The 19,498-nt window shown below is 67.2% G+C and carries 19 protein-coding genes and 1 tRNA gene; 12 read left to right on the forward strand and 8 right to left on the reverse strand.

Annotated features, from left to right (window positions below):
- Positions 1–21 precede the first annotated feature (21 nt).
- The 5 genes from EGT29_RS24265 to EGT29_RS24285 are packed head-to-tail and all read right to left on the reverse strand — an operon-like array spanning position 22 to position 4,315.
- Positions 22–552 (reverse strand): cupin domain-containing protein, encoded by a 531-nt coding sequence (locus EGT29_RS24265; RefSeq protein WP_124691395.1) that lies wholly within the window; start codon positions 550–552, stop codon positions 22–24.
- On the reverse strand, positions 549–1,841 hold the full coding sequence (locus EGT29_RS24270; RefSeq protein ID WP_124691396.1) for an aminotransferase class I/II-fold pyridoxal phosphate-dependent enzyme: 1,293 nt from the start codon (positions 1,839–1,841) through the stop codon (positions 549–551). The genes EGT29_RS24265 and EGT29_RS24270 overlap by 4 nt, the downstream gene beginning before the upstream one ends.
- Positions 1,825–2,334, reverse strand: coding sequence for a RidA family protein (locus tag EGT29_RS24275; RefSeq protein WP_124691397.1), 510 nt, complete (start codon positions 2,332–2,334; stop codon positions 1,825–1,827). Before EGT29_RS24275 ends, EGT29_RS24270 begins: the two co-directional genes overlap by 17 nt.
- Positions 2,331–3,347, reverse strand: a complete 1,017-nt coding sequence (locus EGT29_RS24280; RefSeq protein ID WP_124691398.1) for a threonine/serine dehydratase — start codon at positions 3,345–3,347, stop codon at positions 2,331–2,333. The genes EGT29_RS24275 and EGT29_RS24280 overlap by 4 nt, the downstream gene beginning before the upstream one ends.
- Positions 3,348–3,355: 8 nt before the next feature.
- The gene (locus EGT29_RS24285) at positions 3,356–4,315 is read right to left on the reverse strand and encodes a 3-hydroxyacyl-CoA dehydrogenase family protein (protein WP_124691399.1); all 960 of its coding nucleotides are present in this window, start codon (positions 4,313–4,315) and stop codon (positions 3,356–3,358) included.
- Positions 4,316–4,397: 82 nt separating this feature from the next.
- On the opposite strand from EGT29_RS24285, the gene EGT29_RS24290 reads away from it, so the two are divergent.
- Positions 4,398–5,834, forward strand: a complete 1,437-nt coding sequence (locus EGT29_RS24290) for a PLP-dependent aminotransferase family protein (protein WP_161567952.1) — start codon at positions 4,398–4,400, stop codon at positions 5,832–5,834.
- A gap of 92 nt (positions 5,835–5,926) precedes the next feature.
- On the opposite strand, the gene EGT29_RS24295 is transcribed toward EGT29_RS24290, so the two are convergent.
- Positions 5,927–6,002, reverse strand: a tRNA-Phe gene (locus EGT29_RS24295).
- 223 nt (positions 6,003–6,225) lie between these two features.
- On the opposite strand from EGT29_RS24295, the gene hemA reads away from it, so the two are divergent.
- The 6 genes from hemA to EGT29_RS24325 are packed head-to-tail and all read left to right on the forward strand — an operon-like array spanning position 6,226 to position 10,700.
- Complete coding sequence (gene hemA / locus EGT29_RS24300) at positions 6,226–7,503, forward strand: glutamyl-tRNA reductase (protein WP_124691401.1); 1,278 nt, start codon at positions 6,226–6,228, stop codon at positions 7,501–7,503.
- 6 nt (positions 7,504–7,509) lie between these two features.
- A complete protein-coding gene (prfA, locus tag EGT29_RS24305; RefSeq protein ID WP_124691402.1) occupies positions 7,510–8,589 on the forward strand; it encodes a peptide chain release factor 1 in 1,080 nt (359 codons plus the stop codon).
- A 5-nt stretch (positions 8,590–8,594) separates the two neighbouring features.
- Positions 8,595–9,416, forward strand: coding sequence for a peptide chain release factor N(5)-glutamine methyltransferase (prmC, locus tag EGT29_RS24310; RefSeq protein WP_124691403.1), 822 nt, complete (start codon positions 8,595–8,597; stop codon positions 9,414–9,416).
- Positions 9,417–9,453: 37 nt separating this feature from the next.
- Positions 9,454–9,780 (forward strand): Grx4 family monothiol glutaredoxin, encoded by a 327-nt coding sequence (grxD, locus tag EGT29_RS24315; protein WP_124691404.1) that lies wholly within the window; start codon positions 9,454–9,456, stop codon positions 9,778–9,780.
- A gap of 18 nt (positions 9,781–9,798) precedes the next feature.
- On the forward strand, positions 9,799–10,317 hold the full coding sequence (locus EGT29_RS24320; protein ID WP_124691405.1) for a nucleoside 2-deoxyribosyltransferase: 519 nt from the start codon (positions 9,799–9,801) through the stop codon (positions 10,315–10,317).
- Entirely contained in the window at positions 10,314–10,700 is a 387-nt protein-coding gene (locus EGT29_RS24325; protein WP_124691406.1) for a hypothetical protein, read from the forward strand. Before EGT29_RS24320 ends, EGT29_RS24325 begins: the two co-directional genes overlap by 4 nt.
- On the opposite strand, the gene EGT29_RS24330 is transcribed toward EGT29_RS24325, so the two are convergent.
- Together EGT29_RS24330 and EGT29_RS24335 are read right to left on the reverse strand one after the other, a co-directional pair.
- On the reverse strand, positions 10,701–11,918 hold the full coding sequence (locus EGT29_RS24330) for a multidrug effflux MFS transporter (protein WP_124691407.1): 1,218 nt from the start codon (positions 11,916–11,918) through the stop codon (positions 10,701–10,703).
- Between the two features lie 67 nt (positions 11,919–11,985).
- Positions 11,986–14,202, reverse strand: coding sequence for a TonB-dependent receptor domain-containing protein (locus tag EGT29_RS24335; protein ID WP_124691408.1), 2,217 nt, complete (start codon positions 14,200–14,202; stop codon positions 11,986–11,988).
- 367 nt (positions 14,203–14,569) lie between these two features.
- Here EGT29_RS24335 and EGT29_RS24340 point away from each other — a divergent pair, with 367 nt between their 5' ends.
- The 5 genes from EGT29_RS24340 to EGT29_RS24360 all read left to right on the forward strand — a co-directional run bounded on the left by EGT29_RS24340 (position 14,570) and on the right by EGT29_RS24360 (position 19,367).
- On the forward strand, positions 14,570–15,850 hold the full coding sequence (locus EGT29_RS24340; protein ID WP_124691409.1) for a CmpA/NrtA family ABC transporter substrate-binding protein: 1,281 nt from the start codon (positions 14,570–14,572) through the stop codon (positions 15,848–15,850).
- A 121-nt stretch (positions 15,851–15,971) separates the two neighbouring features.
- Complete coding sequence (ntrB, locus tag EGT29_RS24345) at positions 15,972–16,787, forward strand: nitrate ABC transporter permease (RefSeq protein WP_370283067.1); 816 nt, start codon at positions 15,972–15,974, stop codon at positions 16,785–16,787.
- An 18-nt stretch (positions 16,788–16,805) separates the two neighbouring features.
- Complete coding sequence (locus tag EGT29_RS24350; RefSeq protein WP_124691411.1) at positions 16,806–17,606, forward strand: ABC transporter ATP-binding protein; 801 nt, start codon at positions 16,806–16,808, stop codon at positions 17,604–17,606.
- A gap of 10 nt (positions 17,607–17,616) precedes the next feature.
- Entirely contained in the window at positions 17,617–18,195 is a 579-nt protein-coding gene (locus tag EGT29_RS24355) for an ANTAR domain-containing response regulator (protein ID WP_124691412.1), read from the forward strand.
- Between the two features lie 14 nt (positions 18,196–18,209).
- Entirely contained in the window at positions 18,210–19,367 is a 1,158-nt protein-coding gene (locus EGT29_RS24360; RefSeq protein WP_124691413.1) for a CmpA/NrtA family ABC transporter substrate-binding protein, read from the forward strand.
- The last annotated feature ends 131 nt before the right edge of the window (positions 19,368–19,498 follow it).

A 19,498-nucleotide genomic window follows, 5' to 3' on the forward strand; every position in this document is an offset into this window, starting at 1 on the left:
GAACGAGAGGCGCAGGCCCGTTCAGCCCTTGGGAACATCAGCGGCGACGTCCTCCGCAAGATCCGATGCAATATGCACGTAGCCACCACCTGGCTCCTTGCGCATGAGCGATCCGTTGGAGGCCTGCTCCGGCAGGTTCTGCACGGAATAGACGATGGCATCCTGCGTATCGCTAAGATTCTGCAGGTCGTGCTCCACCCAGGCTGGCACATAGAAGCTGTCGCCGTCCGACCAGGTGATACGCTCGCCGCCGATCAGGGAAGCGCCCTGCCCCTTGAGCACGAAATACAGGTGCCAGAACGAGTGGCTGTGCATGCGCCCCCGTTCGCCCGGTCCCAGGGCCTGGACGATCAGCGAGATGCTTCCATTCAGGGCGAAGGCCTCGGACTCGTCGCTGCGCGTGAGCGCCATGGCCCGTGTGAGCCGCTGGCTGCTCAGAGGCTGGGCCGTTAGCGCGGCCTCCACATCGAGCTTGCGCCAGATCGCTGGCTGGCCCACGGGCTGGGCAGTACGCTCCAAGTAGTGAGAAAAGGCGATGAAATGACCCTTCATGGCAGTGGCTCCTCGGTCGTGGCGAGCAGAATGCTCAGACAAATACCCTCCATCGCGCGCTCCAGTTCCTGCAGCGTGGGAAAGCTTGGCGCCAGGCGCAGATGGCTGTCGTGCGGGTCGTTCCCAAGAGGAAAGGCCTTGCCGGCCGGCACCAGCGCGATGCCTAGGTCGCGGGCCAGCGCCACGACGCGGCGCGCGCAGCCCTCGCGCACCTGCAGGCTCACGAAGTACCCGCCGCGCGGCGTGGTCCAGTTCGCGAGGCCGCGGCCAGCCAGCTCGCGCTGCAGAACGGCCTCGACCAGCGCAAACTTGGGCGCGAGGATGGCACGGTGCCGGGCCATGTGCGCACGCAGCCCGTCGCGGTCGCGTAGCAGCCGCACGTGGCGCAGTTGATTAAGCTTGTCCGGCCCGATCGAGCGAATGCCTGCGTGACGAACGTACCAGGCCATGTTGGCCGGCGAGGCGGCCATGAGGCCCAGGCCGCCGCCCGCGAAGGTGATCTTGGAGGTCGAGCCGAAGACCAGGGGCCGGTCCGGATGGCCAGCCTGCGCGGCCAGCGCAAGGATGCCGGGTACCGATTCTTCCTGGTCGGTGATGTGGTGCGCGGCGTAGGCGTTGTCCCAGAAGATCCGGAAGTCGGGCGCTGCCGTCGCCATGCGCGCCAGGTGCTCAACGACCTCGGGCGCATAGGTCTCGCCAGTGGGGTTGCTATAGACCGGTACGCACCACATGCCCTTGACTTGCGGGTCGCGCACCAGAGTCTCGACCGCGGCCATGTCAGGCCCGCGCCCCGTCATTGGTACCGGCACCATCTCGATGCCGAAGGCCTCGCAGATGGCGAAGTGCCGGTCATAGCCCGGCACAGGACAGAGGAACTTCGTTCGCTTCGCCTGCCACGGGGCATCGCCGCCGGGCACCCCATGCAGCAGCGCATACACGATCATGTCGTGCATCAGCGAAAGGCTGGAGTTGTTGGCCACCGCGACCTGCTCGGGGGGCGCGTCCAGCATCGCCGCGAACAGGGTGCGTGCCTCGAGCAGGCCCTGAGGACTGCCATAGTAGTTGCGGGCATCGCCTCCCTCCTGGGTGCGATAGCCACCGAGTCCGGGCCATTCGAGCATGGCGTCCGACAGCGCGACCTGCTCGGTGCACGGTTTCCCGCGCGTCATGTCGATGACGACGCGGCGTGCCTTGAAGGCGTCGAAGCGTGCCTGCCAACCCCGGCGTTCACTGGGGGCCGGGGTCAGGGCCGGCGCTGGGGGTGAAAAGGCGCTAGCGGCTTGCTGCATGATGGAACTCCCTGAAACGAAGGCCAGCCGGCCCCACGGCGATCAGATCCAACTCGACGCTCGCGCCCTTGGGAAGCTGATATACGCCCACGGCGGTGCGGGCCGGCTTTCCGAGCGCCCCGAACACCTGGATCAGCAGGTCGGTGGCCGCGTCGGCCACTTCGCTGTGCTGGTCGAACTCCGGCGTGCACTGCACGAAGACCTGGAGCTTGAGTATGCGCTCCACGAGGTCCAGCGAACCCAGGGCCTGCCGCAAGACGCCCAGCGCCCGGAGAGCGCAAAGCTGCGCGGCATGGCGAGCCTGCGCCAGGGGAATGTCGCTGCCGACCCGACCGGTCACAGCCACCTGGTCACCCACGCGGGGCAGTTGCCCACTCACGTACAGCAAACCTCCGTGTGAAGTCAGCAAGTCGTAGTTGGCCGCCGGCGCCAGAGTCTCGGGAATGTCCAAACCAAGCTGGCGCGCGCGCGATTCTGCCGTCGATGCACTCATGGCGGCCCTTCCCCCTTGGAGATTCCAGACTCCAGACACCGCGCGAAAAGCTGCGGATCGACGTTGCCGCCCGAACAGACCACCAGCGCATTGCGGCCCTCAAGTGGCGTCTTGCGCGCCAGAACGGCCGCAAGCGCCGCCGCGCCGCCTGGCTCGAGAACAAGCTTGAGCGTGCTGAAGGCGAAGTACATCGCCGCCAGCGCGTCTGCGTCCGACACGGTCACCCCGGAGGCATCCTGCGCCAGGAGAACAGGCAAGGTGAGCCGGCCGGGCGCGGGAGCGAGCAGCGCATCAAGAACCGAGCCGGTTCGACGTTGATTGGACAATGGCTGGCGCGCCTGAAGCGAACGCCCGGTATCGTCGAAGCCCTCCGGCTCGACCACCACGATCCGCGCACGCGGGCAGGAAGCGCGCACCGCCAGGCTCCAGCCAGCGGCCAAGCCCCCTCCGCTGCAGCAGACCAGCACCGTGTCGATCGGCACGTCCGGTATCTGCCCGAGGGCTTCCAGCGCACCCGTTCCCGCGCCGGCCATGACGAGCGCATCGTCGAATGGCGGCACCAGCGTCAGCCCTTGGGTTTCGACGAGTTGGCGGCCTATGGCTTCGCGGTCGTCGTGCTCGCGGTCATAGAGCAACACGGTCGCACCGCGCTGGCGGCAGCCCTCGATCTTGATGGCTGGCGCATCCGCCGGCATGATGACCACGGCCGGCACGCCCAAGAGACGCCCGGCTTCCGAGACTGCCAAGGCATGGTTTCCCGATGAGTAGGCCACCACACCGCGAGCCCGTTCTGCGGCGGACATCGCCAGCATGCGGTTGCAAGCCCCGCGGAACTTGAAGGAACCACTTCGCTGAAGATTCTCGGCCTTGAGGAAGATTCGCCCACCGGAATGCGCATCCAATTCTCCGGAGCGCAGTAATGGTGTCGTGACGACATGGTCACGAATCCTTTCAGCAGCGCGGAACACGGCATCCACGTCAGCCGCCGACTTCAGCGGCGTATCGACGAACATTGCCGATGTCATTGCACACCTTCCACCGGGGTCGTCACGGCCGCGCGAGGTACCAGCGTGGGCGTGAGCAGTTGCGCGGCCTGCTGCAGCGCTCGCTCATAGCGCGCGCGCTCGGCCACGATCTGTTCGTCGGTCCACTCCCAGAAGCCATGGTTGCTCTTGGTGCCATAACGGCCCGCCGCAACTTTCTCGCGTAGCGTCCGGCTGGGCACGGCGGTGTTGCACAGGCTCGGGTAGATCGAGGAAGCCGCCGCGAGTTGCGTGTCCAGTCCCGCGAACTCCTTCTGCAGGATCGGCCCCGCCGCCACATAGCGAAACCCGAACCCGAAACGTACGGCCGCATCCACGTCTTCGGGCGAAGCCAGTCCGTCGTCGATCACTGCGAAAGCCTCTCGCATGAGCGCATGCTGGATGCGGTTCGCCAGAAAACCCGGTACGTCGCGATTGACACGCACGGGAATACGGCCCACGGCGGCAAAGATCCGGATCAGTTGATGCACCGTTTCATCGCTCGTGAACTCCCCCTTGGCGACCTCCACCAGGGGCACCAGATGGGCCGGCAGAAAGAAGTGGGCATTGGCCATTCGGGCCTTGCTGCCGCATGACGCGGCGATATCCGTGATGCGCATGCCGCTGCTGTTGGACCCAATAGGCACATGGCTGGGCACGCATGCATCAAGCTGACGAAACACCTCCTGCTTGACTTGCAGGTTTTCGGTAACGGTTTCAATCACGACATCGACGCTGGACCAGTCGACTTGCGCGAGCGAGGGACGCAGGTGCAACAACTCGCCGGAAAGCTGTCCGTCCAACTGTGCAACGGACTGCGCGACGTGCGCAGACACCGAGGGCCATTCGTGTGTGGCGGGCGACACTACCTGAGTAGCCCAACCGGCCCTCAGAAAAATGGCGGCGATGTCTCGCCCCATGATGCCGCCGCCAACCACAACCGCGGATCCGTCTTTCATATGCCTCTCTCTTTCTTGCTTGTGGGTTGACTTAACTGTATGCATGAGATACCATACAGTTCTACATTTACGATTAAAGTGTATGCCATCTGTACGCAAACAACAACCCTACAGCAAAAAAGGGACAACCCATTGGCGCGCATCCATCGACGATCTGGGCGGCCCAACCTACCTGCGCATCGTCGAACTGCTGCTGCAGGATGTGCGGGAAGGCCGCTTGAAGACCGGCGACCCGCTGCCCTCGCAGCGGGAGTTGGCAAGACAGCTGGGGATCAATTTCACGACGGTCACTCGCGCCTATGACGAGGCCAAGCGCTTGGGCCTGATTCAGTCCCGTCATGGCCAGGGCACGTTCGTGGCGGGCGAGAAGGAAATCGCGCAGACCGGCGTGGAACCTCGAGCGCCCGGCAAGGCTCAAGAGGCCATCGATCTCACTTCAACCTGGCCACCCAACCTTGAAATCGCGGCGACTTTGGCCACGGAAGTACGGCTCCTTGCCCAAGAGCGGACTTTTGACTTTTTGGCGCGCCGAGGAGGCACGGTGCCCGCCCTGGATCTTGCCGCGGGCGAAGCCTGGCTCCAGCCCCGTTTCGACGCGCCGCTTGCTGGACGCGTGGCAATGGCTGCCGGCACGCGCAACGCGCTGATAGCCTTGTTGTCCAGCCTGGTGGGCACCGGCGGCAGTCTGCTGGTGGAAGCGATGATTTGGCCCACCATCCGTACAGTGGCGGCGCTCCTGGGCATCAAGCTCGTACCGGTGCAACTGGATGAGCAAGGATTGGTGCCGCAGGCACTGGAAAAGGCGGCAGACGCATCCCAGGCGACCGCCTTGTACTGCGTTCCCACCGTACAGAATCCGACCGGCGCCGTGATGGGCCTGGAGAGGCGGCGCGAAATCCTCGCGGTCGCCAAGCGGCGCGGCCTGACCATCATCGAAGACGATGCTTATGGCGGCCTGCAAACAGCGCCACCACCGCTGCTGGGGGCGCTGGCTCCCGATATCACTTACAGCCTGTTCGGCTTGGCCAAGCTGATCTCGCCCAGCTTGCGGATCTCCTACGTCGTGGCGCCCGACCCACAGAAGGCGGGACGCCTGACCGACGTGTTGCGCGCCACGATGCAAACGGCGCCCCCCTTGGAAGCCGCACTGGCCACGCGTTTGATTAACCAAGGGACGCTGGTTGAACTCATAGCCCAGGTCCGCACCGAAGCGCAGGTGCGCCAGACACTGGCGCAGCGGCTGCTGGCCGGACAAGCAGCGGCCATTCCAGAGGAAGGCCTCTTTCTCTGGCTGCCTCTTCCCGGCCAGTGGGACGCGTCCGAATTCGCGGATCGATTACGGCAGGAAGGCGTCCTGGTGGCGCCAGGAAAGATGTTCGCAGTAGATCCGGCACAGGCCCCCAATGCGATACGCATTGCCACCGGCGCAGTCAACACCGCCGAAGAACTGGCCCTCTCGCTTCAGCGCATCCAAAGCCTGCTGAAGCAGAACGCCTCGCTGCTTGGCTCAATCGACTGATTCACTTGGCGCTGCTCAGTGGACACAAAAAAACCCGCAGAGCTAGGCTTTGCGGGTTTCGGGGCAACGCTGGGCATTGCTTGGCATATTCTTGGTGGCCTGGGGCGGAATCGAACCACCGACACGCGGATTTTCAATCCGCTGCTCTACCAACTGAGCTACCAGGCCGTGTCGCAACGAACGCTGCAACGAAGCTTCACCGGCGGCGCTTGAATTACGCGCGTCCCGTAAAGAACGCAGGATATTACACACTTTTTGGACCGTTGGCAAAACACCCCGCCCAATCCCCCGGTGCACCCCCTGGCGACCCCACGTCGCACCCCTCCCCCCTCCCTACCCTTTATAATGGCGGGTGGCCCTCCTCATCCGTGGCCTTTTTCCCTCCTGTCTCATGTCCGTCGACGTCCTTACATTCGGCCTGAATCACGTCTCCGCCCCGGTCTCGGTGCGGGAACGGGTGTCGCTGCCGCTGGAGCTGGTCAGCCCGGCGCTGGCGGGGCTGCGGTCGGCGTTCGGCGGCGCGGTGCGCGAGGCGGCCATCCTGTCCACCTGTAATCGCACCGAGATCTACTGTGCGGCCGAACCGGGCGTGGCCGAGCACCTGCCGGCCTGGCTGGCGAGCTATCGGCAGTTCGACGACCGGTCGCTGCAACCCCATCTTTATCGCCACATCCAGCACGACGCCGTCCGGCACGCGTTCCGCGTGGCCAGCGGGCTGGATTCGATGGTGCTGGGCGAGCCGCAAATTCTCGGGCAGATGAAGGACGCCGTGCGCGCCGCCGAGGAAGCCGGGGCGATGGGCACGCTGTTGCACCAGTTGTTCCAGCGCACGTTCTCGGTGGCCAAGGAAGTCCGTTCGCAAACCGCGATCGGCGCGCAGTCGGTGTCGATGGCCGCGGCCGCGGCGCGGCTGGCCGAGCGGGTGTTCGGCGATCTGGCCGAGGTCAATGTGCTGCTGATCGGCGCGGGCGAGATGATCGAGCTCTGTGCGACGCACCTGGCCGCGCATCATCCGAAGAAGATGGTGGTGGCCAATCGCACGGTGGAACGTGCCGAGACGCTGGCCTCGAAGTTCTCGGCCGGCGCGATGCGGCTGTCGGAACTGCCCGAGAAGCTGGCGGATTTCGACGTGGTGGTGTCGAGTACGGCCAGTTCGCTGCCCATCCTGGGGCTGGGCATGGTGGAACGCGCCACCAAGACGCGTCGCCACCGGCCGATGGTGATGATAGACCTGGCGGTGCCGCGCGACATCGAACCCGAGGTCGGCCGGCTGGACGACGTGTATCTGTATTCGGTGGACGATCTGGGCCGGCTGGTGCAGAACGCGTCCGACGCGCGCAAGGCGGCGGTGGTGCAGGCCGAAGCCATCATCGAGACGCGGGTGCAGAATTTCATGCACTGGATGGATACGCGCACGGTGGTGCCGGTCATCCGCGACCTGCACCAGGCGGCCGACGCGATGCGGCAGGCCGAGCTGGATCGCGCCCGCAAGGCGCTGGCCCGAGGCGATGCGCCCGAGCAAGTCCTGGAACAATTGGCGCACGGCCTGACGCAGAAGTACCTGCACGGCCCGCTGTCCGCCCTCAACCATAGCGAAGGCGCCGACCGCCAGCAGCTGCTGGCCTGGTTGCCGCGCCTGTTCTCGTCGCGTTCCGAGCGCAACCATTAGCCTTTCATGAAAGCATCGATGCGGGCCCGGCTCGAGCAGTTGTCTCGACGCCTTGCCGAACTGGACGCGTTGCTCGCGGCGCCTGAAACCGCCAGCGACATGGACACCTTTCGCAAGCTGTCGCGCGAGCGCGCGGAGATCGAGCCGGTCGCCAATGGCTTCAAGCAGTACGAAGGCACCGAGGCGGACATCGAGACGGCCCAGGAGATGCTGGGCGATCCCGACATGAAGGCCATGGCCGAGGAAGAGCTGCGCGCGGGCAGGGAACGGCTGGAAGCGCTTGAGGGCGAGCTGCGCATCCTGCTGCTGCCGCGCGATCCCGACGACAGCCGCAGCCTGTTCCTGGAAGTGCGCGCCGGCACCGGCGGCGACGAGAGCGCGCTGTTCGCGGGCGACCTGCTGCGCATGTACACCCGCTATGCCGAGCGCAATCGCTGGCAGGTGGAAATCATGTCGATGAGCGAGTCGGAGCTGGGCGGCTACAAGGAAGTGATCGCGCGCATCGCGGGGGACGGCGCCTACGGCAAGCTGAAGTTCGAATCGGGCGGGCACCGCGTGCAGCGGGTCCCGGCCACGGAAACGCAGGGCCGCATCCACACGTCGGCGTGCACGGTGGCGATCATGCCGGAAGCGGACGAAGTGGCCGAGGTGCAGATCAATCCCGCCGACCTGCGCATCGATACCTTCCGCGCCAGCGGCGCGGGCGGGCAGCACATCAACAAGACCGATTCGGCGGTGCGCATCACCCACCTGCCCACGGGCATCGTGGTCGAATGCCAGGACGACCGTTCGCAGCACCGCAACCGCGACAAGGCGATGAAGGTGCTGGCGGCCCGGATCAAGGACAAGGAACAACGCGAGCGCCATGCCAAGGAAGCCGCGCACCGCAAGAGCCTGGTCGGCTCGGGCGACCGTTCCGAGCGCATCCGCACCTACAACTTCCCGCAGGGCCGGGTGACCGACCACCGCATCAACCTGACGCTGTACAAGCTGCAGAACGTGCTGGACGGCGACCTGGAAGAGCTGATCTCCGCGCTGGCCTCGGAACACCAGGCCGAGTTGCTGGCCGCGCTGGGCGACGACTGAGCGCCATGGCCACCGCGCGCGAGCTGATCGCCGGCTGCGGCCTGCCGCTGCTGGAGGCCCGCATGCTGCTGGAGCGGGCCCTGGGCGTCGGCCGCGCCTGGCTGATCGCCCACGACGACGAGGCCCTGCCCGAGGATCCGGTCACGCGTTTCCGGGACTGGGCGCGGCGGCGCGGCAATGGCGAGCCCATGGCTTATCTCGTGGGCGAGCGCGAGTTCATGGGCCACGATTTCCAGGTGTCGCCGGCGGTGCTGATTCCCCGCCCCGAAACCGAGCTGCTGGTGGAAACCGCGCTGGAGCACCTGCGCGGCCGGGCCACCCCGCGTGTGCTGGACCTGGGTACCGGCAGCGGCGCCATCGCCGTCTCGATCGCGCTGGCCCGCCCCGACGCGGTGGTCGAGGCCACGGACCTGAGCGCCGACGCGCTGGCGGTGGCCGCCGCCAACGCCCGGCGGCTGGGCGCGGCCGTCGCGTTTCTGCCGGGCGACTGGTACGGGGCCTTGAACGGTGCCGCGCCCGCCCCCACCTATGACGCGATCGTTTCCAATCCGCCCTACATCGCCGCCGCCGATCCGCACCTGTCGCAAGGCGACCTGCGCCATGAACCGCCGCTGGCCCTGACGGACCGGGCCGATGGGCTGGAGGCGCTGCGCGCCATCGTCCGCGGCGCCCCGGCCTGGCTCAAACCGGGCGGCGCGCTGTGGATGGAGCATGGCTGGGACCAGGCCGGCCAGGTGCGGGACTTGCTGGACGCCGCCGGATTCGTCCGCGTCGAAAGCCGCCGCGACCTGGCCGGCATCGAGCGGATTTCCGGCGGATACCTATAATCGACATCATCACCTTTCACTCTGTACGAGGATCGCCATGAGCGACGTGCAAGATTTCATCCGGCAGACCGTTACCGACAACCCTGTCGTGCTGTTCATGAAGGGCACCGCCCAGTTCCCGCAATGCGGCTTCTCGGGGCGCGCCATCCAGCTGCTCAAGGCCAACGGCGTGCGCCAGCTGGCCACCGTGAACGTGCTGGAAGACGACGCGGTGCGCCAGGGCATCAAGGAATATTCCAACTGGCCCACCATCCCGCAGCTCTACATCAAGGGCGAGTTCATCGGCGGCTCGGACATCCTGGCCGAGCTGCACGAAAGCGGCGAGCTCAAGCAGTTGCTGGCGGACGCCGGCGTCGTGGCCTGAGCAGGAACCGGCCGGGCCATGCGGATCTATCTTGCCGGGCCGGACGTGTTCCGGCCCGACGCCCGCGCCCATGGCCAACGGCTGAAGGCTTCCTGCGCCCGGCACGGCTACGAGGGCCTGTTCCCCCTGGATGAGCCGGCGCCGCACGCCGCGCCCCAGGACATCGCGCGAAGCATCTACCAGGCCAACCTGGCGCTGCTGGAGCGGGCCGACGTGGTCATGGCCAACCTGGCGCCCTTCCGCGGGCAGGAGCCGGACTCGGGCACCGCGTTCGAGATCGGCTATGCCGCCGCGCGGGGCAAGCCCGTCTGGGGCTACGCCGACGATACGCGGCCGATGGCGCGGCGCATCGCCACCGGCACGGACGCCGCAGGCAACCCGGTGGACGGCCAAGGCCATCTGGTCGAGAATTTCGAACTGGGCCTGAACCTGATGCTGGCCTGCAGCGTCACCCTGGTCCAGGGCGGCCCCGACGACTGCCTGCAAGCCATCGCCGCGGCGCACGCGGCCTCTCCCTCCCACCAGGAGTCATCATGAATCTCACGCGCAACGCGCTCGCGGCCGTGGCGCTGACCGCCGCGCTCCATGCTCCGGGCCATGCCGCCGACGCGGCCGCCATCGAGACCGAGACGCAGATGCTCAAGACGCTGCTGACCGCCATCGAGGGCGGCAACTACCAGCAGTTCGTCGCCTCGGGCAGCACCGATTTCGCCAAGCTGGACCGGGCCCAGTTCGACGCCGTGGCCACGCAGCTGGGACCGCGCCTGCACGCCGGCTACCAGGTGCAGCGCCTGGGCGACTACCGGCAGCAGTCCTACGAGTTCTCGCTGTGGAAGATCACGTTCAAGGACGGCGGCGACGACCTGGTCGGCACGCTCAACCTGCAGGGCGGCAAGGTCGGCGGCTTCGTGCTGCGCTGATCAGGCCCGCCTGGGCGCGGCCGCGGGCAGCCGCCGCACCCAGAACGCATACAGGGACAGGGCCGACAGCGTGCACACGGCCATGATGCCGGTAATGGCCCGCGCGCTGTGGCCGTCATAGAGCAGGGTCACGAGCGACCCCGACAGCGCGCCCACCGCCATCATCACGCAACTGACCACGGCCGAGGCCATGCCGGCCACCTCGGGCAGGGGCTCCACCGCCGCGTGCGAGGCATTCGGCGCGATCATGCCGAACGAGAAGGTGTTCAGCATCAGGAGCGGCACCAGCGACCACGCCGACAAGGCATCGGCGAACCCCAGCACCGCCAGCGCCACGCTGGTCGAACTCGACAGGACCAGTCCGGTCCACAAGAGCTTGTGGGGCGCGATGCCGCGCGCGTTCAGGCGGCCGTTGATGAGCGAGGCCGCCATGATGCCGAAGGCCGTCATCGCGAACACGACGCCGAAGGCCTGCGGCGACATGCCCAGCAACTGCATCATCAACAGCGGCGACCCGGTGATGTAGGCGAACTGGCAGCCGAAGGTCAGCGCGTTGACCAGGGTGTTGCCCAGCAGGATGGGATTGCCCAGCACCCGCGCATAGGTGCGCAGCAGCGCGCCCACCGAGATGCGCACGGGCTCGGCGCCGGCGGGCCGGGTCTCGGCCATGCCCAGGTACACCGCCAGGGTCGTCGCCACGCCCGCCAGGGCCATCACCCAGTAGATCGAACGCCAGCCGGCGAAGTACATGACCCAGCTGCCCAAGGTAGGCGCGATCATGGGCGCAACGATGCGCATGCTGGCGACGTACGACAGCCGGGCGCGCGCGACGTGGCCCTGGAACAGGTCGCGCACGATGGTCAGCGCCATGACCGAGCCGGCGCCCGCCCCCACCCCTTGCAGCACGCGGAACACCAGCAGCGAAGCCAGGCTGGGCGCCAGCGCACACGCCGCGCTGGCCAGCGAGAACAGCACGCCGCCGAACAGCACGATGGGACGCCGGCCGTAGCGGTCGGCCAACGGACCATAGGCCAGCGGCGCGATGGCGAAGCCGGCCAGGAACAGGCTCAGGGTCAGGGCGGCGCTGGAGGGAGGAACGTGCAGGTCCAGGCCGATGGCCGCCAGGGCGGGCAGTGCCATGTCGGTGGAGAGCGCCGGCAACGCGGACAATGAGGCCAGAAGCAGGACGAATGCCGCGGAGTCGGGACGTATGCGCATGGCCGGCAGTTTACCGCCTTTGCCCCGGCCGGCCCGGCCCCTGGCTGGAGCCGGACCGTGGCCCGCATCAGAACGTGATGTTGGCGGCCAGCCAGAACGTGCGGCCCGGCTGGATGGTGCCCCGGGTCGATTGCGAGGAATGGATGTACTCGTTCAGGTACACCGTGTCGCCCGCGCCGTTCACGTAGGACTTGAACTTCATGAAGTCCTTGTCCAGCAGGTTGTAGACGGTGCCGGTCAGGGTCACCGTTTTCGAGACCTTGTAGGACCCGCCCAGGTGCAGCAGCGAATAGGCCTTCAGGTCACCCACCGCCTGCTGGGCCCGCAGGTTGTCGCCGGTAAGCGAACCCGGATCGCCGTCGAAACGGCGGCTCTTGCCGCGGAACTCGGCGCGCAGCCACATGGCGAACTTGTCGGTGGCCTGCCAGCGCAGGTTGGCGTTGGCCATGTGCTTGGGCGTGTCGGCCAGCTTGCCGCCGTAGACACCGCCATTCTTCACCTCGCTGTCGGTGAAGGTGTAGTTCAGCGCCAGCGTCCAGCGCGGGGCCAGCGGCACGCGGGTGCCCAGTTCCAGGCCGCGCGTGGTGGCCTGCTCCAGGTTGACCTGCTGGCCGAACTCGGCCTGGGTCGGCAGCGCGCCGATCGAGATGCAGCCCGGCTGGTTGGGGTTGGCCGCGTAGTCGCAGTTGGGTATGCCCTTGGCCGCGGCGGAGATCTTGTCCTTGAAGCGGTTGTGGAACAGCGTCGCGTTGGCGGTCAGGCCGGCCAGGTTGTCGTAGTTGACGCCGAATTCCGTGCTGGTGCTGACCTCGGGCTTGAGGTTGGGGTTGCCGATGGTGAGCGTGCGGCCCTGGCCGCTGATGCCGTTGATGCCGTCATGCAGCTGGTTCAGGCGCGGCGTGCGGTAGCCGCGGCTGACGCCGCCCTTGACCGTCCAGTTGGGCGTGGTGTTCCACACCAGGTAGCCGCGCGGGCTGAAATGGCCGCCGAAGGCGTCGTGGTGGTCGTAGCGCACGCCGGTGGTCAGCGCCAGGTCCTCGCGCAGGCGCCATTCGTCTTCGGCGAACAGCGACTTGGTGGCCTGCTTGTAGCGCTTGGTGGCCAGGCCGTCCGTCATCTCGGCGTCCCAGTACTGGCCGCCCACGGTCAGCATGTGCGAGTCGCCGATGGCCTTGACCAGCTTGGTGTCCAGCACGATGTTGGTGGTTTCCAGCTTGCGGGGCGCCCCCGGCACCAGCACCGCCGCCAGCGGCGAATTGGCCGCGATGTTGGGCACCGTGCGGCCCAGCGTCTCGGTGTTGTTGACCATGAGGCTCGATTGCACGGTGCCGAACTCGAACCGGCTGATGTGGCCGACGGCCACCTGGTCGCGGTTGAAGCGCAGGTCGCGGCTATAGCCGTTGTAGGTGTTGGTGGACGGGTCGTCCAGCGTGCCGAGCTGGCTCTCGTCGTTGTTGTACCACTGGCGGGAACGGTCGACGTCCAGCCAGAAGTCGTGCTGCTTGTTCGGCGTTAGCGTGAGCTTGGCGCCGGCCGTGTAGATCCGCGACTCCACCGGCGCCGGACCGCGCTTGCTGATGCTGCCGGTGCCCTCGGGCAGGTCGATGTCGGTCGCGCCGCGGTTGAAGATGCCGCCGCGCACGGCCAGGCCCAGCACTTCAGGCACCAGCGGGCCGCTCAGGTAGAAGTTCGCGTTGGAGGTATCGCCGAAGTCGCTGTTCTGCGGGATGCCCTTGTCGAAGGTGACCGAACCGCCCCAGGCCGTGGCGACCTTCTTGGTGATGATGTTGACCACCCCGCCCATGGCGTCCGAGCCGTAAAGCGTGGACATGGGCCCGCGGATGACCTCGATGCGCTCGATGGCCGAGAGCGGCGGCATGAAGCTGGTGCTGGTCTCGCCGAAGCCGTTGGGTGTGACGTCGCCGGCGGCATTCTGGCGCCGGCCATCGATCAGGATCAGCGTGTAGTCGCTGGGCAGGCCGCGGATACTGATGTTCAGGCCGCCGGTCTTGCCGGTGTTGCCCCGCACGTCCACCCCTTCGACCTCGCTCAGGGCCTCCGCCAGGTTGTTGTAGCGCTTCTCCTGCAGGGCTTCCTGCCCGATCACGGTGATGCTGGCGGGAGCGTTCTTGATTTCCTGTTCATATCCCGTCGCGGTCACGACGATGGGCGCGAGTTCGGTCGTGGGTTCCTGCGCCAGGACCTTGCCGGAGGCGAGCGCGGCAAGGACGGCAAGATGGGACGTGGAAAGCAGGAAAGGAACGCCCCGGTTGGCTAAAGCCATTCTTGAAATTCTCCAGGTGAAGGGGGAGATCCGACCCAGGCGCCGCAGAACGCCTTGGACGAACCTGACAAAAAGCTGACTTACAACAAGCTGAAACACACGAATAGTAATCATTCTTATCATCATTTGTCGAATCGAGGCCCCGCCTCGTTTCTGGGCACTTCTGTGGTGCATCGCACAAGATTGGGGTGCGCACCGGGCGCCATTCGCGGATTTCCCTGGCGTACGAGTGGTGGCACGCCTATTGCTTGATCGATGTACCGGCCAATGAGGGCCGGCAGACAACTCAGCGGTAGGAACAACGGCGTTCCGCAGCGACCAGGCACGGCCTTGTTCGCGCGGAACGCTTTTTTGCCTGGAGCGCCGGATGAAACCCACCCCTACGCATGACCCTTCCCCCGTAGCCGCCACGCCCGATGGCGGGCGGCGCAGGCTGCTGGCCGCCGGAGCCACCACGGGCCTCATGAGCCTGGTCGATCCGCTGGTACGCGCCGGCGCCTGGGCGGCGGGCTCGGACGCGCCGGAGAAGGCCGAGGTCAGGATCGGCTTCATCCCGCTGACCGACTGCGCCTCGGTGGTGATGGCGTCGACGCTGGGCCTGGACAAGAAGTACGGCGTGAAGATCACGCCGGTGAAGGAAGCATCGTGGCCCGGCGTGCGGGACAAGCTGATCAACGGCGAACTGGACCTGGCCCACGTGCTGTACGGCCTGGTCTACGGCGTGCAGCTGGGCATAGGCGGCCCGCGCAAGGACATGGCCGTGCTGATGAGCCTGAACAACAACGGCCAGGCCATCACCATCTCGAACAAGCTTCGGGACAAGGGCGCCCGCGACGGCGCCTCGCTGGCGAAGCTGATGAAGAGCGAGAAGGCCGAATACACCTTCGCGCAGACTTTTCCGACCGGCACGCATGCGATGTGGATCTACTACTGGCTGGCCGCCTACGGCATCAACCCCATGCGCGACGCCAAGGTGATCACCGTGCCGCCGCCGCAAATGGTGGCGAACATGCGGGTGGGCAACATGGACGGCTTCTGCGTGGGCGAACCCTGGAATGCGCGGGCCATCATCGACAGGATCGGCTTCACCGCCACCACCACGCAGGGCATCTGGACCGACCATCCCGAGAAAGTCCTGGGCACGACCGCGGAGTTCGTGCAGCGCTATCCGAACACCGCGCGCGCCGTGACGGCGGCGGTGCTGGAGGCGGGCAAGTTCATCGACGCCTCGGCCTCCAACCGCCGCAAGACGGCCGAGACCATCGCCGCCAAATCCTATGTGAACACCGACGTGGACGTGATCCTGGACCGCATGCTGGGACGCTACTCGGACGGGCTGGGCAAGACCTGGGACGACCCCGACGCCATGAAATTCTTCAACGACGGCGCCGCCAACTTCCCCTACCTGTCGGACGGCATGTGGTTCCTGACCCAGCACAAGCGCTGGGGCCTGCTCAAGAGCCATCCCGACTATCTCGCGACGGCGCGGCAAGTCAATCGCATCGACGTCTACAAACAGGCGGCGAGCGCGGCCGGCGTCTCGCTGCCCAAGTCCGAAATGCGTTCGTCCAAGCTGGTCGACGGGGTCGTCTGGGACGGGAAGAATCCCGCCGCCTATGCCGACGGCTTCAAGATCAACGCGGCCTGAGCGCCGCCCCGGGAGCCCCGCCATGACCGCCACGGCACGTACCCTTTCCCCCGACCCCGCCGCCGCCCCGCCCGTCGCCGAGGTCATCGACCTGCATGCGGCGGTGCCGCCGGCCGCCGCGATGCCACCCCGCCCGCCCCTGCTCGCCCGCGTCGACTGGCGCAGCGTCTGGGAAACCCTGGTCAGGACGGTGGCCGGCCCCTGCCTGGGCTTCGCCCTGCTGATCCTGGTCTGGCAACTGGTGTCCAACGCCATCCCCGAGATCCCCACCCCCGCCGTGACGGGCAAGGCGGCGCTGGCGCTGTTCTCCGATCCGTTCTACGACAACGGCCCGAACGACCAGGGCATAGGCTGGAACCTGCTGTCGTCGCTGCGCCGCGTGGCCATCGGCTTCGGCCTGGCGGCGCTGGTCGGCATCCCCGCCGGCTTCATCATCGGCCGCTTCGCCGCGGTCAGCGCCGTGGTCTCGCCCCTGGTCAGCCTGCTGCGCCCGGTATCGCCGCTGGCGTGGCTGCCGCTGGGCCTGCTGCTGTTCAAGGCGGCCAACCTGGCCGCCATCTGGGCCATCTTCATCTGCTCCATCTGGCCGATGATCATCAACACCGCCGTCGGCGTGACGCGCGTGCCGCAGGACTACATGAACGTGGCGCGGGTGCTGAAGCTGTCGGAATGGAAGGTGATGACCCGCGTGCTGCTTCCCGCCGTGCTGCCCTACATGCTGACGGGCGTGCGGCTGTCCATCAGCACCGCCTGGCTGGTGATCGTCGCCGCGGAAATGCTGACCGGCGGCGTGGGCATCGGCTTCTGGCTGTGGGACGAATGGAACAACCTCAAGGTCGAGCACATCGTGATCGCCATCTTCGTGATCGGCATCGTCGGCCTGGTGCTGGAAGCCCTGCTGACGCAACTGGTCAAGCGCTTCACCTACGCCGACTGACATCCCAAGGAAATCGCCATGGACAAGTTCCTCAGCATCGAAAACGTGGGCCAGGTCTTCAAGACCCGCAAGGGCAGCTTCGTGGCCCTGCGCGACATCGACCTGACCGTCGCCAAGGGCGAGTTCATTTCCCTGATCGGCCATTCGGGCTGCGGCAAGTCGACGCTGCTCAATCTGGTGGCGGGCCTGACGCGGCCGACCTCCGGCGCGCTGATCTGCGCGGGGCGAGAGATCGACGGCCCCGGCCCCGAGCGCGCGGTGGTGTTCCAGAACCATTCGCTGCTGCCCTGGCTGAGCTGCTACAAGAACATCCACCTGGGCGTGGAACGGGTGTTCGGCGCCACCGAAAGCAAGGCCCGGCTGCGCGAACGCACGCTGGCCGCGCTGCAGCTGGTCGGCCTGGCGCACGCCGAGCACAAACTGCCGCACGAGATCTCGGGCGGCATGAAACAGCGCGTGGGCATCGCCCGCGCGCTGGCGATCGAACCCGACGTGCTGCTGATGGACGAGCCCTTCGGCGCGCTGGATGCGCTGACCCGCGCGCACCTGCAGGACGAGCTGCTGGAGATCGTGGCCAAGACGGGCAGCACGGTGATCATGGTCACCCACGACGTGGACGAGGCGGTGCTGCTGTCGGACCGCATCGTGATGCTGACCAACGGTCCGGCCGCCACCGTGGGCGAGATCCTGGACGTGCGCCTGCCCCGGCCGCGCAGCCGGGTCGAACTGGCCGACGACGAGCATTACCATGCCTGCCGCACGGCCGTCATCGACTTCCTGTACCGCAAGCAGAGCCATCCCGCGCGCGAGGCGGCCTGACCGTCTTCCCATGCCCCGAGTCCTGCTGGTCAACGACACCGACAAGCCCATCGCCGAACTGCGCGAGGCCTTGCAGCGGGCCGGCTACGAGATCCTGGCCGACGTCGCGCATGCCCGCGCGCTGCTGCACGCGGTCGAGACCCAGCGGCCGGACGTGATCCTGATCGATACCGAGTCGCCCACCCGCGACACGCTGGAACAACTGGCGGTCATGAACGCCGCGGCGCCACGGCCGGTGGTCATGTTCTCGGACACCGCCGACCAGTCCGTCATCCGGGCCGCGGTGCGCGCCGGGGTCACGACCTACGTGGTCGACGGGATGGCGCCCGCGAAGCTGGCGCCCATCCTGGAAGTGGCCTGTGCCCGCTTCGACGAGGAAGACAAGCTGCGGCGGCGCCTGGCCGAGGTCGAGCAGCAACTGGCCGACCGCAAGGACATCGACCGCGCCAAGGGGTGGCTGATGGACAGGCACGGGCTGAGCGAAGCCGAGGCGTTCGAGCTGCTGCGCGGCCAGGCCATGAAACAAGGCGTCAGGCTGGGCGACGTCGCGCGGCAGCTGCTGTCGATGCCGGGCCAGGCGGGCCCATGAACGGAGCTACCACCATGTCCTCTCCTCCAACGCCGCAGGCGGGCCACGTGATCGCGGGGTCCGACGCGCCCGAGAAACCCCAGCTACGCGTGGGCTTCATCGCGCTGACCGATTGCGCGCCGCTGGTCATCGCGGTGGCGCGAGGCTACGACCGCAAGTACGGGCTGGAGATCGTCCTGCAACGGCAGCCTTCGTGGGCGGCAGTGCGCGACAGGCTGCTGTCGGGCGACCTGGACGCCTCGCACGCGCTGTACGGACTGGGATATGGCATCCAGCTGGGATTGGGCGGTCCGCAGCGCGACATGGCGATGCTGATGTCGCTGAACCAGGGCGGACAGGCCATCACGCTGTCGCGTGCGCTGGGTTCCCAGGCGCGCAGCGGCGCGGCGCTGGCCCGCGTCATCCATGGGTCGCCCGAGCGTCCGACCTTCGCCCATACCTTTCCGACCGGTTCCCACGCCATGCTGCTGTACTACTGGCTGGCCGCGCACGGCATCCATCCGCTGCATGACGTGCGCAGCACCGTCATCCCGCCGCCCCAGATGGCCGAGGCGCTGCGGCGCGGCGACGTGGACGGCTATTGCGTGGGCGAGCCCTGGAACGCACTGGCGCAGAGCGAGGGCAAGGGCATCACCGTCGCGCTGACTTCCGAAGTGTGGCCCAACCATCCCGAGAAGGTGCTGGCCTGCACCCGGGACTTCGCCGATCGCCATCCGAACACGGCGCGGGCCCTGATCATGGCGCTGCTCGAAGCGTGCCGCTACCTGGACGTGCCCGCCCACCGGGAGGAAGCGGCCTCGTGGCTGGCGCTGCCCGATTTCGTCGACGCGCCGCGCGACGTGATCGCTTCGCGCCTGCTGCCGGAGAAGGCCATGGACAGCAGCGCGCCGGGCATACGCTTCTTCGCCGACGGCGAAGCGAATTTTCCGTATCTGTCGGACGGCATGTGGATGGCCACCCAGTACCGGCGGTGGGGCATGCTGCGCGAGGACCCGGACTACCTGCGCGTCGCGCAGTCCATCAACCGCCTGGACCTGTATCGCGAGGCGGCCGCGCAACTGGGCGTGGCGGTACCCGTCTCCACCATGCGTTCGAGCCGGCTCATCGACGGCCGGACCTGGGACGGGGGCCATGCCGCGGGCTACGCGCGCGGCTTCGATATCCGGGCCTGACGCCGCCGACCCCGCGCGCGGGATCGGGCATGGGCCGCCCCGCCAGGGTGCGGCCCATGCCCGGCATGCACAAGGCCGGTGCACCGCGCCAGGCCCGCTTCCCCCATCCATCCTGCATCCCGCCCGCATAC

The organism is Pigmentiphaga sp. H8 (genome assembly GCF_003854895.1).
In the GTDB taxonomy this organism is placed as follows: Bacteria; Pseudomonadota; Gammaproteobacteria; order Burkholderiales; family Burkholderiaceae_B; genus Pigmentiphaga.

Coding starts and splice junctions, on each gene's coding strand:
- EGT29_RS24285 (WP_124691399.1), bottom strand. CDS start 4,315: ATGAAAGACGGATCCGCGGTTGTGGTTGGCGGCGGCATCATGGGGCGA.
- EGT29_RS24275 (WP_124691397.1), bottom strand. CDS start 2,334: ATGAGTGCATCGACGGCAGAATCGCGCGCGCGCCAGCTTGGTTTGGAC.
- ntrB (WP_370283067.1), top strand. CDS start 15,972: ATGCCACCCCGCCCGCCCCTGCTCGCCCGCGTCGACTGGCGCAGCGTC.
- EGT29_RS24355 (WP_124691412.1), top strand. CDS start 17,617: ATGCCCCGAGTCCTGCTGGTCAACGACACCGACAAGCCCATCGCCGAA.
- EGT29_RS24325 (WP_124691406.1), top strand. CDS start 10,314: ATGAATCTCACGCGCAACGCGCTCGCGGCCGTGGCGCTGACCGCCGCG.
- EGT29_RS24265 (WP_124691395.1), bottom strand. CDS start 552: ATGAAGGGTCATTTCATCGCCTTTTCTCACTACTTGGAGCGTACTGCC.
- prmC (WP_124691403.1), top strand. CDS start 8,595: ATGGCCACCGCGCGCGAGCTGATCGCCGGCTGCGGCCTGCCGCTGCTG.
- EGT29_RS24280 (WP_124691398.1), bottom strand. CDS start 3,347: ATGTTCGTCGATACGCCGCTGAAGTCGGCGGCTGACGTGGATGCCGTG.
- EGT29_RS24290 (WP_161567952.1), top strand. CDS start 4,398: ATGCCATCTGTACGCAAACAACAACCCTACAGCAAAAAAGGGACAACC.
- EGT29_RS24320 (WP_124691405.1), top strand. CDS start 9,799: ATGCGGATCTATCTTGCCGGGCCGGACGTGTTCCGGCCCGACGCCCGC.
- hemA (WP_124691401.1), top strand. CDS start 6,226: ATGTCCGTCGACGTCCTTACATTCGGCCTGAATCACGTCTCCGCCCCG.
- prfA (WP_124691402.1), top strand. CDS start 7,510: ATGAAAGCATCGATGCGGGCCCGGCTCGAGCAGTTGTCTCGACGCCTT.
- EGT29_RS24340 (WP_124691409.1), top strand. CDS start 14,570: ATGAAACCCACCCCTACGCATGACCCTTCCCCCGTAGCCGCCACGCCC.
- EGT29_RS24335 (WP_124691408.1), bottom strand. CDS start 14,202: ATGGCTTTAGCCAACCGGGGCGTTCCTTTCCTGCTTTCCACGTCCCAT.
- EGT29_RS24330 (WP_124691407.1), bottom strand. CDS start 11,918: ATGCGCATACGTCCCGACTCCGCGGCATTCGTCCTGCTTCTGGCCTCA.
- EGT29_RS24350 (WP_124691411.1), top strand. CDS start 16,806: ATGGACAAGTTCCTCAGCATCGAAAACGTGGGCCAGGTCTTCAAGACC.
- grxD (WP_124691404.1), top strand. CDS start 9,454: ATGAGCGACGTGCAAGATTTCATCCGGCAGACCGTTACCGACAACCCT.
- EGT29_RS24270 (WP_124691396.1), bottom strand. CDS start 1,841: ATGCAGCAAGCCGCTAGCGCCTTTTCACCCCCAGCGCCGGCCCTGACC.
- EGT29_RS24360 (WP_124691413.1), top strand. CDS start 18,210: ATGTCCTCTCCTCCAACGCCGCAGGCGGGCCACGTGATCGCGGGGTCC.